This is a genomic window from Wolbachia endosymbiont (group A) of Portevinia maculata, assembly GCF_964028525.1.
Taxonomy (GTDB): Bacteria; Pseudomonadota; Alphaproteobacteria; order Rickettsiales; family Anaplasmataceae; genus Wolbachia.
In genome coordinates this window covers 301,020-318,271 of sequence record NZ_OZ034786.1, presented here as the reverse complement: position 1 = coordinate 318,271, position 17,252 = coordinate 301,020, and the positions used below count along the sequence as shown (strand labels likewise).

Annotated in this window: 15 protein-coding genes, 1 tRNA gene and 1 pseudogene; 8 read left to right on the top strand and 9 right to left on the bottom strand. The window is 35.1% G+C overall.

The window, feature by feature from the left end; genetic code table 11:
* Positions 1–28 precede the first annotated feature (28 nt).
* Positions 29–241 (bottom strand): annotated as a pseudogene (locus ABWU36_RS01605) (IS66 family transposase); the annotation flags it as partial.
* Between ABWU36_RS01605 and ABWU36_RS06820 the strand changes: the two are divergent.
* On the top strand, positions 185–499 hold the full coding sequence (locus tag ABWU36_RS06820) for a hypothetical protein (protein ID WP_410541963.1): 315 nt from the start codon (positions 185–187) through the stop codon (positions 497–499). The pseudogene ABWU36_RS01605 and the gene ABWU36_RS06820 sit on opposite strands and share 57 nt — an antisense overlap.
* Here ABWU36_RS06820 and ABWU36_RS01595 read toward each other — a convergent pair.
* From ABWU36_RS01595 to ABWU36_RS01575, 5 genes are all read right to left on the bottom strand, one after another.
* On the bottom strand, positions 490–1,752 hold the full coding sequence (locus ABWU36_RS01595; RefSeq protein ID WP_353272922.1) for a protein TolB: 1,263 nt from the start codon (positions 1,750–1,752) through the stop codon (positions 490–492). The two genes, ABWU36_RS06820 and ABWU36_RS01595, sit on opposite strands and share 10 nt — an antisense overlap.
* 9 nt (positions 1,753–1,761) lie before the next feature.
* Positions 1,762–3,396: a ribonuclease J gene (locus ABWU36_RS01590; protein WP_253309120.1), complete on the bottom strand. Its 1,635-nt coding sequence runs from the start codon at positions 3,394–3,396 to the stop codon at positions 1,762–1,764.
* A 217-nt stretch (positions 3,397–3,613) separates the two neighbouring features.
* Positions 3,614–4,732 (bottom strand): molecular chaperone DnaJ, encoded by a 1,119-nt coding sequence (gene dnaJ / locus ABWU36_RS01585; protein ID WP_264732332.1) that lies wholly within the window; start codon positions 4,730–4,732, stop codon positions 3,614–3,616.
* A gap of 82 nt (positions 4,733–4,814) precedes the next feature.
* Positions 4,815–4,892, bottom strand: a tRNA-Arg gene (locus ABWU36_RS01580).
* Positions 4,893–5,099: 207 nt separating this feature from the next.
* The gene (locus tag ABWU36_RS01575) at positions 5,100–5,246 is read right to left on the bottom strand and encodes a hypothetical protein (protein WP_253309118.1); all 147 of its coding nucleotides are present in this window, start codon (positions 5,244–5,246) and stop codon (positions 5,100–5,102) included.
* Positions 5,247–5,751: 505 nt separating this feature from the next.
* On the opposite strand from ABWU36_RS01575, the gene ABWU36_RS01570 reads away from it, so the two are divergent.
* Positions 5,752–6,567: a hypothetical protein gene (locus ABWU36_RS01570; RefSeq protein WP_353272921.1), complete on the top strand. Its 816-nt coding sequence runs from the start codon at positions 5,752–5,754 to the stop codon at positions 6,565–6,567.
* A 62-nt stretch (positions 6,568–6,629) separates the two neighbouring features.
* A complete protein-coding gene (locus ABWU36_RS01565; protein ID WP_253309116.1) occupies positions 6,630–7,793 on the top strand; it encodes a porin in 1,164 nt (387 codons plus the stop codon).
* 186 nt (positions 7,794–7,979) lie between these two features.
* Here the strand turns inward: ABWU36_RS01565 and mutS are convergent, their stop codons facing one another.
* From mutS to ABWU36_RS01550, 3 genes are all read right to left on the bottom strand, one after another.
* Positions 7,980–10,493, bottom strand: coding sequence for a DNA mismatch repair protein MutS (gene mutS, locus ABWU36_RS01560; protein WP_253309115.1), 2,514 nt, complete (start codon positions 10,491–10,493; stop codon positions 7,980–7,982).
* Between the two features lie 598 nt (positions 10,494–11,091).
* On the bottom strand, positions 11,092–11,901 hold the full coding sequence (locus ABWU36_RS01555; protein WP_264732319.1) for an ankyrin repeat domain-containing protein: 810 nt from the start codon (positions 11,899–11,901) through the stop codon (positions 11,092–11,094).
* 185 nt (positions 11,902–12,086) lie between these two features.
* The gene (locus ABWU36_RS01550) at positions 12,087–13,190 is read right to left on the bottom strand and encodes a Fic family protein (protein ID WP_353271036.1); all 1,104 of its coding nucleotides are present in this window, start codon (positions 13,188–13,190) and stop codon (positions 12,087–12,089) included.
* Positions 13,191–13,301: 111 nt separating this feature from the next.
* On the opposite strand from ABWU36_RS01550, the gene ABWU36_RS01545 reads away from it, so the two are divergent.
* The 5 genes from ABWU36_RS01545 to ABWU36_RS01525 all read left to right on the top strand — a co-directional run bounded on the left by ABWU36_RS01545 (position 13,302) and on the right by ABWU36_RS01525 (position 17,132).
* The gene (locus ABWU36_RS01545; RefSeq protein WP_265017599.1) at positions 13,302–13,454 is read left to right on the top strand and encodes a hypothetical protein; all 153 of its coding nucleotides are present in this window, start codon (positions 13,302–13,304) and stop codon (positions 13,452–13,454) included.
* Positions 13,455–13,512: 58 nt separating this feature from the next.
* Positions 13,513–14,199: a TerC family protein gene (locus tag ABWU36_RS01540; protein WP_253309112.1), complete on the top strand. Its 687-nt coding sequence runs from the start codon at positions 13,513–13,515 to the stop codon at positions 14,197–14,199.
* 145 nt (positions 14,200–14,344) lie between these two features.
* The gene (locus ABWU36_RS01535; RefSeq protein WP_353272920.1) at positions 14,345–14,599 is read left to right on the top strand and encodes a DUF1016 N-terminal domain-containing protein; all 255 of its coding nucleotides are present in this window, start codon (positions 14,345–14,347) and stop codon (positions 14,597–14,599) included.
* A 16-nt stretch (positions 14,600–14,615) separates the two neighbouring features.
* Positions 14,616–15,233 (top strand): hypothetical protein, encoded by a 618-nt coding sequence (locus ABWU36_RS01530; RefSeq protein WP_353272919.1) that lies wholly within the window; start codon positions 14,616–14,618, stop codon positions 15,231–15,233.
* Between the two features lie 135 nt (positions 15,234–15,368).
* Complete coding sequence (locus ABWU36_RS01525; protein WP_353272918.1) at positions 15,369–17,132, top strand: hypothetical protein; 1,764 nt, start codon at positions 15,369–15,371, stop codon at positions 17,130–17,132.
* The last annotated feature ends 120 nt before the right edge of the window (positions 17,133–17,252 follow it).

Sequence of the window (17,252 nt, the reverse complement as noted above, 5' to 3'; positions counted from 1 at the left end):
ACACAGTTTATTTAACACTCCCGAATTAGTTGTAAACCGCATACCTATCGGTAACAACCAAATTCTTATAACTAGAAAATGTACTACTCTCTAGAAACTTAACTCCTCTTGTGTCTGCTAATTTAATAAGGCTTGCTTCATTATTAGCAAACACCCAGCACCAGCCAAGTTTACCTTTAGAATAATGGCTAGTTTCATCAATATGCAAAACTTTGCTTGCTCTCTCTACTTGTTCATATACATCTTAATACATAATTCTCCACAAAAACAATCTTCAGGGAGGAGCTGGATAATTATAAGCTCAGCATTATTGTTTGGCGCTATAGGAGCCACAATGGCTACAATGGGAATTATACCTGAAATTGCTGCTATTGGAGTAATTGCAACTGTTGTGTTGTCAGGAATCGCTGGTACTATAGTAGGTGGTGTAGCGGGATATCTTGTTAATGTGGCAATAAATCAATGCTGTGGAGCATGCAGCTCAGTAGTTCAAGAATAAGACCAATCCGGTAAAGAAGCATTTGTGGGAGTGGAAACCATTTTTTGATTTTTCTTTACTAAGTCTACTAAATATAGTTTAGAGTTGCTTGGTGATTCTGTTCTTGTGAAAATGATTTCTCTACCATTTGGTAGCCATGCCGGAGATTCAATTTTATGCCCTTCTGAAAGTAGACGTTCTTCTTTGCCATCTGGCTTCATAACTCCTATGTAAAATTTTCCTGACTGAATCTTTGTGAAAGCTATCAGATCTCCTTTTGGCGACCAAACAGGCGTAGCATATCTTCCACTTCCAAAACTAATTCTTTTAGGTTTTTTACTTTTGTTAGTAAAATCGATAACATACAGCTGCTGACTCCCACTCATATCGGAACTAAAAACCATATACTTTTGATCTGGAGAAAAAGAGGGAGAAGTGCTTATAGCTGAACCTTTAGTAATTTTTTTTGTCCGTTTACTACTTAAATCCAAAGATAATATATTCGTTTCACCACCCAATGAGTGGGAAATTAAAAGAGATTTACCATCAGGAGAAAATCTTGGTGCAGAAATAACTCCTTCAAATGCGCTGATTATTGATTCAGTGTGGTCTTTTAAATTTTTTAATACTATATAACTTTTACCATTTGCGTATGAGATATAAACAATACCCTTTCCATTTGGTGAGAATCTCGGTGTTGACACAAATCTATTGCCATTTGTTAAGTATTTTATATTACTTCCATCTTGATTCATCACAGCAATTTTACGCACAGATTTGTAGTTGCTATCTTTTTCTTCAGCGATATACGTGATTTTTGTGTTGAAGTGCCCTTTCTCACCAATCAATCTATCATGTATCGCATCCGAAACGAGGTGACCAATTTTTCTCCAGTCTTTTGCTGGAAAAACAACTGACTGAGTAAGTAATTCTCTTTTTGTAAAAGTGTCAAATAAACGAAATGATAGCTCTAATGCACTACCAGATACTTCGCTTAAACTTACTGTGACTACAGTATCGCTTTTCCAAGATTTAAATTCAGCTTCCGCGCCACGTTTTACATTAAATAAGCCACAATTAGATAAATTTGTTCCTATTACCTTTGCAATATTTTCGCTTAATTCGCTTTCCAGCGCTGTTTTACATGTACATTTAGATACAACAAGACCAATGTTACCAACACTGCTTTTTTTTATATCAACATATAAAGCAGCTTTTGTAAAATAAGGAATAAATAACGAAACAAGCAATATTAATTGAACGAATAACTTCATTCTTTCATTTCATACCTGTTCTATCTGGACTTCAATTATAGGTCTTTTTAGTAAATATTCCTTTAAGATACTCAATATTGAACTTTCAATCTTATTTTTAATTTTTTTTGTTGGCTGCAAACTAAACAACGACTCAACTTTCTTGACAATTTTCTGTATAATAGCTGCATCTTCTAGCACTTCAAAAACACCAGGTACAAATACTTTCGGTTTAGTAAGCAATTTATTTTTCTTGTTTACAACTGCTATTACCACAATAACTCCGGCATCTCTCATTCTTTTACGCATTTTTATAACACTGCTCTCCGGATGACGTAGCAGCATACCATCAATACCAAAGTAGTCAACATCGATTGAATCAACTTTTTCTCCGTTCTCCAAATTAACAATATCACCTGGTGCAATCATTATTGCTTTTGCCACACCGCACTCTTTAGCAAATTTTACATGTGCATGCGTGTGAATATATTCGCCGTGAACTGGAATAGACATCTTCGGTTTTATTAAAGAATACATTTCCTTTAGCTCTTCTCTTGTTGGATGCCCAGAAGCATGAACATGCTCTGTTTTTTCAGTAACAACTTCTACCCCCATCTCAATAAAGGCATTGAGCATGTTGTGCGCACGAGTTTCATTTCCAGGAATGATTTTTGACGAAAAGATCATGGTATCACCTTGCTGCATTTTAAATGCTTGATGACTCTTATTAGCAAGCCTTGAAGTTGCTGCCAGTGGCTCACCTTGACAACCTGTGCAAAGTAGCACCAGTTTTTCCCTTGGAAAATTTACTGCTTCCTTTGCTTCAAGAAACTGAGGAGAATCAGTTAAATAACCACTATCTTGCGCAACCTTCACTATTCTCCATAAAGATCTACCAAGTAAAACTACTTTTCTATTTAGTGCTTTTGCAGCTTGGCTTATCGTTTCAATTCGTGCCACATTTGAAGCAAATAGCGAAACAGCAACTAATTTTTTAGACCGCTTTATTATGTTATAAATGTTATTATAAATTTCACCTTCTGACTCAGGGTGATGCTTGCTTAATATATTGGTTGAATCGCAAATTGCTGCAAGCAGGTCACCTTTATCGCCAATTTCTTTTAGACGCTCTATATTAGAAGTTAATCCAACAACAGGTTTTGGATCAAATTTCCAGTCTCCGGTATGGAGTGCACTACCCATTTCAGTGCTAATTAATATTGAATTTGCCTCAGGAATTGAATGAGTTATATTTATAAACTCGACGGTAAAAGGACCCAAATTTGTGCTGCCATTTATGTCCACCTCTTTCACAGGTACTGTATCTTCTAATCGAAACTCCTTTAGTTTCTCCCTAAGAAAATTAACCGTAAACTTTGTTGTATATATGGGGCACTGCAACTCTTCCCACAAGTGGGGCACTGCACCGCAGTGGTCCTCATGTGCATGTGTAATTATTATTCCAAGCAAATCTTTTTTTCTTTGAGCAATAAAATCTACATCAGCAATGAGCAGCTCAACACCTGGCATAGTTTCATCTGCAAAACCAACACCAAGGTCGATCATAATCCACTTACCTTGATAATGATATAGGCTAACATTCATCCCGATTCTTCCTACTCCCCCAAGCGGAAGAAATAAAAACTCATTTTTGTTTATATTCATTAAATTTAAATTATTAAAACCTGAGAATAGCAAAACTTCGACCTTAAATAAAGAAATTTATTGCTTTTACATAATTTTAAGGAACTAAGAAGTTTCTGTTGGCTAATAATGTTGATATCAACACTATTGTTAAGTTTTCCATTAATAAGGTCAAAGAATTGCAGGATTAAATGAAAACCCGTAAACAGTTACTCCTTCATGTCATTTAGCAGATTTCTTATTTTTTTTTTACTTTACTAAAAAACCCTTCAGATCGTTGTTGTACATTTGCATTTTCCTCTTCTTCAAACGCTTTTAATAGCTCAATTTGCTTTTTGGTTAAACTTTTTAGATTTAAGGTTTCAACTATTACCTGTACATACAAATCACCGCGAACATGTGAACTCATATGCGGCATACCCTTCTCCTTACAACGTAACTTGGTACCAGTTTGAGTGCTCTCTGGAACTTTTACTTTTGTTTTAGCTCCATCAATTGACTGAACATCAATTTCACCACCAAGCACAGCTAGTGTCATTCTTATAGGTACTTTACAGTGTAAATCTGCCTTATTTCGAGTAAAGATTTTATGGGGAGCTATTTTCACGTATACGTATAAATCTCCACTTTTTCCACCTCTTGCTCCAGCTTCTCCTTTACCACTTATCCTTACCTTAGCTCCTTCTTCTATGCCCTTTGGAATTGAAACGGATATATTTACTTCATCTCTTCTACGTCCACTTCCACCACATTTCTTACATTTATTTTGTATTATTTCTCCTTCCCCATAGCATGTAGTACATGTTCTTTCGATGGTAAAAAAGCCTTGTTGAGTTCTAATCCTACCGCTTCCCTGGCATGTGGGGCACTGAACTGGTTTAATTGCTCCTTCGCTACCTGTGCCTTGGCATGTGTCACATTTTACATTTGTCACATAATGTATAGGCGCTTGTATTCCTTTAAATGCATCTTCTAAGGTAATTTCAAGATCATAACGTAGGTCTGCTCCAGACACTCCTGTTGTGCTCCTCTTTGCTCTTGATCTACTTGCACCACCACCGAATCCTCCACCAAAGAAGTCATTGAATATGTCGCTAAAATCTCCTGCAGAGCTAAAGCCTTGAAACCCACCAGAAGCACCTTCGTGGCCATAACGGTCATAGCTTGCCCTTTTCTCAGAGTCAGATAGAACTTCATATGCAGCTGTTACTTCTTTAAATTTTTCCTCTGCTTCTTGATTGCCAGGATTTCTATCAGGATGATATTTTAACGCTAATTTTTTATACGCTTTTTTTATCTCATCAATACTGGCATTTCTTCCTACTTCCAGCAGATCATAGTAGTCTTTTTTGCTCATATATAATAGTTTAGTGTTTAACCTTTAAAGATAGGTATTGCATATATTAATTTCAAGTGTGACTTCTGTTTCCTATAAAATGTGGTGCACCCTGAGCGACTTGAACGCCCGACCTTTTGATCCGTAGTCAAATGCTCTAATCCAACTGAGCTAAGGGTGCTTTCATAAAGTTAACTTTAGCAGGTTTTGTAGCTTGATTCAATTAATTTGGCTAAAAATAAAACTGTTAATTTTTATCATACGTGAAACCTGCAAAAAATTGCATTTGTTTTCTTAAGAATCATTTTATGGTCAAGCTCACAACTATACGAACATTTGTAGTCAAGGCACTGGGATCTGAAATTGCAATGTTCGTATAGTTGTGGGTTTAGAACCCCTCACAATTCCCAAACTGCTGTTCCGAATTAGAATTATTAAATTCACTATAAGGAGGAGAGTAAGGAGGAGGTGGTCCATAATTCCTAACTGCTTCTTCAGCCTCCTCAATATTGTCTGATTCTTTCTCATGCTTCATATGAAAAGCTAAACCACCAGCAAAACATACGAGAGAATTAACGCCAAGGATAGCTAAACCCCACACTGGTAAGACTGGGTAAACAGCACAAGCTACCTACTTTCAAAACACGTCCCCTCAGATTCTCACTTTGGCATCATTCTACCTTATCTAAAGCCATTTTATACCTTTTTATCCCTTCTGGGGTAATCTTTTTTCAGTTAGCTATAGTAGATCTTTCAGAACAACTAAACGTGACTTGTTCTACTTCCATCTAATACAATGTAACAAAGGGGTATAACTCAGAGCTAGAGGTTATGATTGTAATAAAGATATAAAAAAAACGGATAAGTCAAGCAAAATTACATTTGTAACTTTGCTTGACTATCCATTTATTACCACCTAAAATAGCTAACAAAGCCATCCCGTATGACATTTTATCTATATCTAATCAAGCATATTAATAAGTAAGTAAATTTTAATATAATCTTATTATACTTATAAATATGCTGTATAGAATGAAAGTATGGATGATTTCATAACTGCAAGAAGGAAAGATGATGCTGTAGTATCTGTTTGTCAGGATAATAAGAAAAAAAACGTATTAATTTTAGGGCTCAATCAAGCCGCAAGGAATTTGTTAAAATACGAGCAAGGGAATTTACTTAATAAGCCGTTAATCAATATTTTAAGTGCAAGAGCAGCTGACGACATGAAGAATTATTTAGAGTATACCGAAAATGGACACGATTTACTTGATGTATTACCTAAAGTGATAGGTTTTTCCTTAACTGATGCTAAAGGAGAAGATATAAAGACAAAAGTAAAAGTTTTCCGCACTGCACAATTTGCTAGTAATAAAATAAATTATGAGCTATTGATACGTGATATCAGCTTGTCTCATAAATTAGGAATCTTTAGAGATGAATATCTAATGGGTAAAAAATATAAAAACCATGACTTATTCGATATACCAAACAATGAGTCTACTATTCTAGAGTTATACGTTATATTAAATTTTGCCTTTCAACATCAAATTAATGCAGCTATAGGAGTGATTGGCTTAAATAGTAGCTGTAGTGAGACAAATGATGCACTGAAAGTTATCATAGAACATTTTTGTAAAAATTGCCGTAGTGATGATTTTCTAGGGTATATTGATGAGAATAAAGTGCTTTTTGTTTTGATTAACTGCGATGTAAAAAGTACGTCTAAAATAATTAATCGTATACATTCTGCCATTAATAAGCAGTTATTAAAGCGAAAATTACCAAGTGTATCAATAATTTATGGGAATATAGCTCAAAAACGGGCAGCAAAATCTACCAGCGGCGCCTTCTGAAAAGTTGTTTTTTATTTATATTGAGTTTAAACTTAAATTTTTATAAAAATTTAAGTTTATTTATGAAGTTAAGGTACTACCTGGTAGCACTGCTTTCATCATTATTTTTGCAGAGTAGTGCTAGCTCTAGAACAATTTTGGATAAGGAAATATTTTATGTAGAACTAGACGGAAAAATAGATTTGAGATTCGGCTACGCCTTCAACAGAGGTTCTTTCAATGCTAAGGCTAAGGATAAAACTTCAAGTTATTCATACTTGCGCTTTCTTTATTTACAGCAAGTTTATCCAAATACTCAAATGGGGTTTAATGTTAAGGCAGGAGTTTCTGGTATTGCAAACCTAAAAGCGTTAGACATAGAAAAGTTAGACATGGAGGAATGGTATTTCATCATTAAAAATCAGGTGCTTGGATCAATTGAATATGGTAAAAGAAGTTTAGTTAGTCAGGGCATGTTAATTAACACTTCAAAAATTTATACAGCTGCTGGAGGAGTAAATGGTCATTGGACAAACTATGCAAATTTGCGTGGTAACGAAAACAGAGATAATGGCCCTGGATATGATAAAGACAAGGTATTTTGGGTAAAACCCAACATTTACAGTAATTATAATGGACTCGAACTAGGGTTAAAACAATCATCAATTAACTACATCTCCCCTGAAATCTATAACTTTCAACTCGGGTTCAGTTATGTCCCAGGAAAAAATAACTTACAGTACAGCAATTTAATTGCTGCTGGCCTTTCCTATAAAAATGGCCTATCAGATGATATAAATTTTACTACTGCCTTAACTGGTGAATTTGCAAGAGAAAATTTAACTGATTGCTCAGATGGAACTTCTAAAAATTATGAATGTCGTAATCAATTACTGCACTGGAATTTTGGTTTGAAGCTAAAATTGTTCGATCTTGATTGCATTTTTTCGTATGGTAATGGCGGTAAATCTGGTGAGAAGCGTAATCCTGAAATAAATAATACGTATTATATGAATGCAGGTATTGCTTACCATTCTGATTCTCGCAAATTGAGCTTAACATATTTCAATAGTGGTAGGGATATTGCAGCAAACGAGTTAACATCATATGCTTTAAGCCTTGAATATCCATTTTTTATGGGCACTTCATACTATTTCGATATTGTAAAATTTAGTACCAAAGAGCCTGAAGTAGAAAATAGCAACTCTGGTTATGTGCTCTTGACTGGACTGAAATTAAGTTTTTAATGAGGTTACATTGCCTCCTGTCATCCCAGCACTCTTTTCTGTCATCCAAGTAGCGGATAACATAGAAACGAAAAACTTACTTGACACGTTTTGCCAGCCCCCTTATCATGACGTGTATAACAATGTTACAAAAAATAATATCATAGGGTTCTCTCTACTTTTTCTGGGTAAGATCAGAATTTCCTCTTAAGCCTTTAGCTCCTCAAATACTTCACTTGCTCTATTTAAAACAGAATCAGGAAAACCAGCAAGTTTTGCTACATGTATTCCATATGACTCATCTGCAATGCCTTCAATTACTTCATGTAGAAAGATAACCTCTCCGTTCCACTCTCTTATTTTTACACAAAAACATTTCACGTTCTTCAAGTATTTGCTTACTTTAGTTAATTCATGATAATGAGTTGCAAAAATGGCGCGGCACTTATTTACATTGTGAATATGTTCAATCACCGCCTGAGCAATAGATAAGCCATCATACACTCCTGTGCCCCTACCAATTTCATCAAGTATCACCAAGGAACGATCTGTTGCCTGATTTACTATCGTTGCTGTTTCGATCATCTCTACCATGAAGGTAGAATAACCAGCTGTTATATTATCTGTTGCACCAACCCTGCTAAATATCTTGTCAATCACTCCAATATGCGCACTCTCTGCTGGCACAAATGACCCCATGTGAGCTAAAACTGCAATGAGAGCGTTTTGCCTCAAGAAAGTGCTTTTTCCAGCCATATTAGGACCAGTAATTAGATGTATACCAGCTAAATTGATGCTATTTGCAATGAATTTATCGTTAACTTCAACCACTGGATGTCTTCCATTGCGAATATTGAACTCTTTACTGTCATCGATAATGGGTTTTACGTAATTATTTTGCACTGCAAGCTCCGCAAAAGTGGCTCTAATATCAAGTTTTGCCAAAGCATTTGCAGCAAGAGCAATTTTTTCAGATTCTTTAGCGACTTCACTACACAGTTCACTAAAAATTTTCACTTCTAAGCTGATTGCAGCATCACGTGCCGTAAGAATTTTATTTTCTAGTTCTTTCAATTCATTAGTAGTGTAGCGCATGCTATTTGCTAAGCTTTGCCTATGAATAAATATGTCCGAAGTTATTTTGTGATTTGCTGACACTTCAACGTAATAACCAAGTATATTGTTGTGTAATATTTTGAGTGCGGCAATGCCAGTTAGGTCGCGATAAGACTCACGGAGCTTAGTTACCAACTTGTTACTGTTGTTCAATATATAAGATAACTCAGATAATTCTGAGTTGTATTTTGGATTGATAAATCCTCCTTCTTTCACGGAACTGAGGTTATTATCAAGTATAGCGCTGTTTAGAAGCTCGAATAGATCTTTATGATTACCAAGACTTTTATGTATTGTGCTTAGTTCACTCTCGTCTGATTTTACTGTCATTCCAGCGCGTGACGCTGGAATCTGCATCTGGATTCCAGTGTCAGCTACTTGGATGACATATTGTTGTGGGAGAGATCCATTTTCACCTGATTCAATTTTACATAAGAACTCAGACAACTCTAAAGTTTTTTCTAGGCCTATTTTTAATAGGTTCATATCCTTTGGTGAACCACGCCCTAGTATTAAGCGCGATAAAGACCTCTCAATATCTGGAATGTTAGATAATATTTCTCGTATTTTTCTGCGTGGCTCATGATTATTTACAAAAAATTGAGCGGTGCTGAGCCTCAAATTGATTGCCTTGGAGCAAGCAAGTGGTGAAGCGAGCATTTGTTTGAGCAGGCGTCCACCAGAGGCTGTAACTGTGTGATCAATAACTGAAATTAGTGAACCTTTCTTTTCACCAAATTGAGTTGAAAACAACTCAAGATTTCTCCTTGCTGAAGCATCAATAAGCATGAAATTTTGTTGCTTATAGGTTTTTGGGAATTCAAGCCTTGGAATGGAGCCCCTTTGTGTTACTCTGACATATTCAAGCAGTGCACCGCACGCCATGATTTCTACTTTGCTGAAATTTCCTATACTTCCAAGTTCCCTGATTTTATAAAACTCGCATAACGTTCTGTGAGATTTACTATACTCAAAAAAACTCTGTGCGTGTTGTGTAATTGATATTTTATAATTTTTTAAAATCGATCTAATTTTTTCGTCCTCAGTGAATTTTTCAGAAATTAATAATTCTCTTGGTGATATACGCAATAAATCACTATCTAGAGCTTTCAAATTCGTTAAAGTGTGAAAAAATTTTCCCGTTGATAATTCAAGCCAACTAATAGCATATTCGTCATTTTGTTCAACTATGGATGCGAGATAATTATTGCTTTTATCCTCCAGTAGCGAATCTTCTATAATTGTACCTGGAGTTACAACTCGTACTACATCACGTTTTACTATGGATTTATAGCCCCTCTTTTTTGCTTCATCAGCAGTTTCTAATTGGTCACAGATTGCTACTTTGAATCCTAAATCTATTAGCTTGTGTAGGTAAGATTCGCTACTGTGTGCTGGCACTCCACACATTGGTATTTCTTGCCCATTTGAATTGCCCCTCTTGGTTAGCACTATATTCAGCAATTTCGCAGCTTTAATAGCATCATCGAAAAACAACTCATAAAAATCTCCTAGCCTATAAAATAGCAGATGATCCTTGTATTGAGCTTTCAGGTTCAAATATTGCTCCATCACAGGGGTGTTTTTTTCTCTTACGAAGCTCATAATATTTTTTAATATATTGTATTGGTAATAAATTCAATGTTATTATAGATTATATTGCACATGTGAATAACATAAATTTTAGATAGGTGTATAGAGGGGAAAATTTAAAACAATTAAATTTCTTGGATCCAAGTAGTCAGGACACTTGGATGACACCCTCCTTGTATGTATTATAGCTAAAGTGACTTACGACAATTTGAAAAACGACAAATTCGTCATTCCGCTACTAGTTAGCGGAATCTATACCGCGCATAGCTGTACGAACATTCATTTTTGAAGGTAAATTGCACAGCAAATGGTGTCATTCCAGTGCTTGACACTGGAATCCAGCTTCTATGCAACCTCATCAAAAACATTCATTTAGTGTAAGATCAGCTACTTTCCATGCTAGTTTGCTTGTGAACAAGCAAACTTTTCTGGATCCCAGTGTCAAGCACTGGGATGACATCATAGGGGCGCTGGGATGACACCCTCCTTGTGTGTATTATAGCTAAAGTGACTTACGACAATTTGAAAAACGACACATTCGTCATTCCGCTACTAGTTAGCGGAATCTATACCGCGAATGAATCGCGGTATGACGTGTTGCTTGGGTCAGCTATACGTAGGTTGTGGCCCTTCTTTTTGCACCATCAACAGATATTTCAGAGCTAACAGTGCTAATAGTTTTTTCTATCGCTTTAGCCTGTTCATAGTCTTGACTCAAAAAATACATGGCCAGCCCAACAGCTATACTAGCAACAAGAACAGGTGCTATCATTACACCTAGTATCATACCACCAGAAAGACTTACTGCAACACACACACCAGCTCCAAGTACAACACCAAGAAAACCACCAATTATTACGCCAGGCACCAAACTGCCTATCATAGCGCTTTCTTTTTTCGTATTAGCTTGTTCTTTCATACTTTTAATAAGCACTTTTTTTGTTTCTCCTTGAGCTAAATCTAAAGGAATTTTATTATCCGCGTTTTGTATCAAAGGATTTGCACTATATGTAACAAGAAGGGTGATTATTTCTTCAGTTTTCTTACCTATAACTGCATGATGTAGTAATGTATTTCCCTTTTCATCTTTAAAGTTTATATGAGTACGAAGTTCCTCATCTAGATTTCTTATTGGGTTGTTTTTTGCATATATCCTAGGTTTTATTGCTCTATCTAAGCATTGTATCACTTGTTCTAGTGATTGCTCGCCAGGATTTTGTATAAAATGAAGCAGAATTTCGTGTACTATTGCTTCCTTTGTAGTTTTTTGGTATCGTAAAGCACATGCAAATGTGTCTTTATTAATAGTTATTTCTTTGTTTTGTTTAAGGAAATCTTTTAACTTTCCAACTCTATTTATACTGTGATTTTCGCTAGCAATTATCGATTGTAAAGTTTTTCTGTTATCGTCACCAGTCATGCTATCCTCCTTGATTTGATTGCATTACTCATTAATAAATAATATAATAAATCCTGCTAAAAGTCAAGCAATTAATTAATAAGTTAATATAATTCTCCAAAAGGAGCTCCTTACTTTTTGTTCAGCATGTCCATTGGATCAGACTCTTTAAGCTTGCTGTTTGCTGAATTTATTCATCACAATAGCTACAATGTGCTATCGAAGTTCTCTGTAATCTTAGTTGGTTCTTCTAGAATATTCAAAATATCAGTTGCACAATAAACCCGATCTCTCTTTCCTTGAGAAGTTTGTGAAACGATGCCTAAATCTTCAAGCTTTACGATTGCTCTTTGGGCTGTTGTAAATACGACACCTAAGTTTTCAACCACTTTCCTTATAGTAAAGTAAGGGTTTACAGCGAGATACCTTACAATACCACTCGCAACTCCCTCAGTTTTAGAACTAACTTCAGTTTGCCAATTTGCAATCAAAATGTTAATTCGTTCTGCTCTTGACAATGCATCCAATGATTGCAGTACTACACCATTTAAGAAATAAGAGAACCAATCATGCCACGTGCCTCTGTTGCTTATATTGTAAAGTTGGTCATAATACTCACTTTTTGTAGCTTCAAAAAATGCACTTAAGTATAACAGAGGTAATGGTAATAATTTTCTTTCGATCAGAAGTAATGTTATTAATAAACGTCCAATACGTCCATTGCCGTCCAAGAATGGGTGAATCGCTTTAAATTGATAATGACATAGAGCTATATGTATAAGTGGGGGTAATGTTCTATCATGTAAAAATTTTTCAAAAGAGTCCAAGCAACCCATCAATTCACCTGGCATTGGTGGCACATATTTTGCTGTGTCTATTGTACATCCTGGGCTTCCAATCCAATTTTGCACTCGGCGAAATTCTCCTGGAGTTGCGTGAGAACCTCTTACACCTTGCATAAGTTTTCCGTGAATTTCTTTAACCAACTGAAGCGACAGTGGAAAAGATTGTAAACGTTTTAGTCCATAATCGAGTGCTGATATATAATTGCGTACTTCTTGTAAATCATCGGGATTGCGATCTACATTAGCACCTGCTTCTTGAGCCAAAATTTCACCAAGAGTTGCTTGAGTTCCCTCGATTCTACTTGAAAGAACTGCTTCACGTGCTATAAAGGGTCGTATGAGAAGATGAGGGTTAGGCAATTTAGCTCCTTCCCTGGATAACATACCCAAAATATGATCTGCTCTGGAAAGACTATTAACTAAATCATTGTCCCATTCAAATTTTGGTGGCAAGGGGTTAGGTATAAATGCCTGATAACCAGCGAATACTTTGCCTGATGGTGATCCTTTAATATATATTCATTCAACCTAGTACACTATTTTTATAGTATATATTATTTTCAAATAAAGTCAAAAATGAAAATAAGGCTTTATCTTATTTGCGTGCATGAAAATAAGAAACTCTCTTATTGTCGATTTTGCTCAAAAACAAAAATAGAAGAAGCTGCTGAACTTTATATTAGCAGTTATCCTGTTTTTCTGGAGAGCTGCTATAAAACTTCTGAGTGAAGTCACTTAATTTTTACACATCTATTGTAGAGTAAGAAGAGCCGAATTTGGGACAAAAATGCTAGCTGATGCTTGGACTTTACTGACACTTACACTACTTGAAACTATACTTAGTGTAGACAATTTAATCTTTATTTCTCTAGCAATAGATAAGGTACCAAATGCGCTGAGAGAAAGAGTGCGCCTTATGGGCCTTGGATTAGCGCTATTAATGCGTTTTGTAATACTATTTTTTACATCATCTATATTGTCAATGCAAAAACCTATATTTCACACTGCATCGCTAAATATTTCAGCAAGGGATTTACTTATGATCGCAGGGGGATTATTCCTTATTGTTAAAAGCTCTATGGAGTTATGGGATGACATCTTTGTATGTAAGAAAAATAAAAAGAAAGCAAACGTTAAATCAAAATTTTTTTTAGTTGTGCTACAAATTATATTAATAGATTTAGTTTTTTCAGTTGATTCGATATTAACTGCTATAGCATTAACTTATAACATGATAATAATTGCTACAGCATTTACATTTTCCATGCTAGCAATGCTGTTTTTATCAAGTTATACCGCCCAGTTAATCAAATCTAACCCAGGTTTAAAAGTAATTGCTATCTTATTTATTTTACTTGTCGGTGTGTACCTCATACTTCATGGATTTCATATAGAATTACCAAAAGGATATTTGTATTCTTCATTTATGTTTGCACTGCTTGTGGAAGTTATAAGCAAAATAAAGAAAACGTAGTGTGTAGATATAGCCTCACTCAAGCGAGATTTTCCTGTGGATTTAAGGTAATAAGAGGAAGTAGTAATGTTTTTTCGGGGTGAAAGTAACCTCTTGCATACATAAGTTTTTGTGCCATAATGGTTCTTTATTGAAAATAGCGTTGATGGATATCACTACTAGCTTATTAGGGGATATTAGTAATTTAATAGATAGAGCAAAGAATCATCTTGCTACACATTTCAATTCTACTCTAGTATTGTTAAATTGGGAAATTGGCTTCAGAATTGGTCAAGATATCTTAAAGCACAAACGTGCAGACTATGGCAAACGAATCATCTCCCAACTTGCAAAAGAACTTCAGATTAAATATGGACGTGAGTTTGATAGAGCTTCATTGTTTCGGATGGTGCAAATATAGGAATGGGGAGAAATTGATGAAACATGCATCCAGTTTGCCTGAGTGGCAAAAAAATGTTGTTGAGTTCTTATCTAGTCGTAGAAAGTATCGGTTATTTGGATGGGAGTTTGGTCCAATTTTATTTGATGAGTTATATAGGATAAGGGATTATCGCACAGACTATATAAGAGTTGGAGCTTTTTTCACTCCTATAGTTGCTTTTTCTGCTGGGCTTGTTTCATTTGTATCAACACGCAGGGTATATCTTGCTGCAGTAGTAACTTCTAGCCTAATAGTACTAGGGATTATAACTACACTTGCCGTTGACTATCAAATGACAAAAAGAAAGGCTGGGGTGGTAAGCCAAGAGGATTGTGTTAAATTGCTGAAAGCACTAGAGAGAATGCCGCAGTATTGGTGGTGGCCATGGAGTAAACAGATAGAGGATATTACGATCACTGAAGAACAAATAAATAGAGCAGTGAACTACAATGATTACTCGATTGCTTCACGCTTAATCTATTCCTTATTTACTAACGTTGCGTTGCATCAACTTTACGTTGCAAGGCTAAGTTATCTTTATAGTTATCATAAACTTGGAGGGAAAATGGTATTAGGGTTTGATATAATAGGTTCATGTAAAAAATTACTATAAAGCAACAATCTTATTTCTAGTGATGAAAAAGTACCTGAAACTGCACAGGAAGCATATAGGGAAGAAAATAGGTTAGAAGAGGCAAGTAGGATTGATAAATTAGTCAGGACCATATGTAGAGTTGATAACAAAGAATTGAGTTTAAGTCAGGCACTTGATTTATTGCAAAAAAAGTGGATGCCATTTTATCTTGATAAAAGCTTGGGTGGAGTGAGAAAAAAAACAAAGAGTGAAGAGGAACATAACAAATATTTTGAAAGTCTTATTAAACAATTTAGGAACTTATCATTAAAGCACCATCCAGACAAGGGAAAAGTTAAAGATGAAGAAATGCAAAAAATAATTAACCAGACTACAAAAGCTCTGAGGAATATACATTCATACATCATGCAGGATGAGACGTTTATTCTCAATAAAGACTGTTACTTATTGTATGGAATGTATAACCGCATACCATTAAGCACATTAAGTAGTGATGAAAAAGATATATCTAGAGTAGTAAAGGTGTCGTCCATAGATGGAATGTCTGCTTTGTTTGAGTTGAGTCGCTTGGCTGATCAGGAAGAAGAATTTTTGATGAGGGCAAGAAATAGGTACTTAAAAGATGCAAAGGCATCTGTTGAATTCCTTTGTGAAAAGTTGTTGGCAATAAAGAACATAACATATAAAGAAATTGAGTCTTTAAGCAACGTTATAGAAGTAAGATGGAAGGAGTTTGATAGTGCTTATAATGGGTATGTGGAGGAATATTATAAACGTTGGGTAGATTACTTAGAGTCTTTGAATGCTCGTTGTGAAAAATCTGAGTTGCTTGAGGTAATAAAGGAAGCAGTAGAAAAGTTCTTAAAAGAGAGCAAGGAACAATATGAAATGCTAGTAGGGCAATCTTATGGCGTGAATCCAGATGAGAATTTTGTACTACCTATGTTAGACTATTTTACTTTGATGGAAGCATACTATAAGTTTGCTACTAAACTACTTAAGGACAAAAAGAATTGCTATAGTCTTCAGGGTTATCGTTTCGACTCAGATGCTCTTGATAAGATAAGTTCCATACTGAAAGAAAGTAAAGATAGCAAGGAAGTTTTGAAAGAAAAAAGCAAAGAAGAGGTAGAGGGTGAATCATCGCATGAAGAGAGAATAGAGAAGAAAAATCAATTATCTTATAAAGATAACATAAAGGAGGATAAGTTATCCTACAGAGAATTACTATTTCATACAAGAGCTATGGTAAATTCCTATGTTAAGAATGATGATAATGAATTAAATGAAGAGGTAAAGAGATCCTATAAGGAATCGAAGGTAGGTAAAGTACCGACTAAAGAAGAAATAGGAAATGTAATAGTATTCATGTTAAAACGCTTAGAGGAATTATTGAGTAATAGATTTCAAAGCAAGAAAACAGCTTTCCAAAGGCAAAGAGAAGAATCTAAGCAATTGAAAGAAGAACGAGAGAAATCAGAAGAAGAATTAAGACAAGCAAAACACAAAGCAGAACTTACTGAGGAGGTAAGTGATCTTTTTACGAAAAGGTTATCTGACTTCAACATGGATAGTAAATTAGGGAAAGCAATATTGAAAGATCAAAGAAAGATTAAACGGAAGATTGTGAAGTGTATTATGGAGTACAACTTTTCTCTAGAGCAGGTGCTAGGTGCAATAATGGAAGGAATAAAGTTTAATGAAGAACGAGTTGTAAGAGAAGGCGCTGTTAGTGATGAATTGATAGAAGTAGTTATAAGAAACTTTTTGACTATTAATGAAATAGTTGAAGAAATGGTAGAGAAGGTAGTAATAGAAGTTGATAACAGTACTGTTTTGCAAGATATGCAGGCGCCAAGCTCTGTATTTAACAATGTAACTAATGAACCAATTGCAGGACCTTCTTGTAGGAGATAAGAGTTTTAAAGTTTGTGAAAAATTTGGATTTGTGGCTATTATTTTGTATGCTCTTTTTATCATAAAAAGTATTACTTTTATAAAAACACAAGTCCCTTTAGCGTCACAAAAAATTTGTTC

Bases quoted from the DNA above. Each gene is read 5' to 3' on its own strand.
- ABWU36_RS06820 (WP_410541963.1), top strand. From the start codon at position 185: ATGGCTAGTTTCATCAATATGCAAAACTTTGCTTGCTCTCTCTACTTG.
- ABWU36_RS01595 (WP_353272922.1), bottom strand. From the start codon at position 1,752: ATGAAGTTATTCGTTCAATTAATATTGCTTGTTTCGTTATTTATTCCT.
- ABWU36_RS01590 (WP_253309120.1), bottom strand. From the start codon at position 3,396: ATGAATATAAACAAAAATGAGTTTTTATTTCTTCCGCTTGGGGGAGTA.
- dnaJ (WP_264732332.1), bottom strand. From the start codon at position 4,732: ATGAGCAAAAAAGACTACTATGATCTGCTGGAAGTAGGAAGAAATGCC.
- ABWU36_RS01575 (WP_253309118.1), bottom strand. From the start codon at position 5,246: ATGAAGCATGAGAAAGAATCAGACAATATTGAGGAGGCTGAAGAAGCA.
- ABWU36_RS01570 (WP_353272921.1), top strand. From the start codon at position 5,752: ATGGATGATTTCATAACTGCAAGAAGGAAAGATGATGCTGTAGTATCT.
- ABWU36_RS01565 (WP_253309116.1), top strand. From the start codon at position 6,630: ATGAAGTTAAGGTACTACCTGGTAGCACTGCTTTCATCATTATTTTTG.
- mutS (WP_253309115.1), bottom strand. From the start codon at position 10,493: ATGAGCTTCGTAAGAGAAAAAAACACCCCTGTGATGGAGCAATATTTG.
- ABWU36_RS01555 (WP_264732319.1), bottom strand. From the start codon at position 11,901: ATGACTGGTGACGATAACAGAAAAACTTTACAATCGATAATTGCTAGC.
- ABWU36_RS01545 (WP_265017599.1), top strand. From the start codon at position 13,302: ATGAAAATAAGGCTTTATCTTATTTGCGTGCATGAAAATAAGAAACTC.
- ABWU36_RS01540 (WP_253309112.1), top strand. From the start codon at position 13,513: ATGCTAGCTGATGCTTGGACTTTACTGACACTTACACTACTTGAAACT.
- ABWU36_RS01535 (WP_353272920.1), top strand. From the start codon at position 14,345: ATGGATATCACTACTAGCTTATTAGGGGATATTAGTAATTTAATAGAT.
- ABWU36_RS01530 (WP_353272919.1), top strand. From the start codon at position 14,616: ATGAAACATGCATCCAGTTTGCCTGAGTGGCAAAAAAATGTTGTTGAG.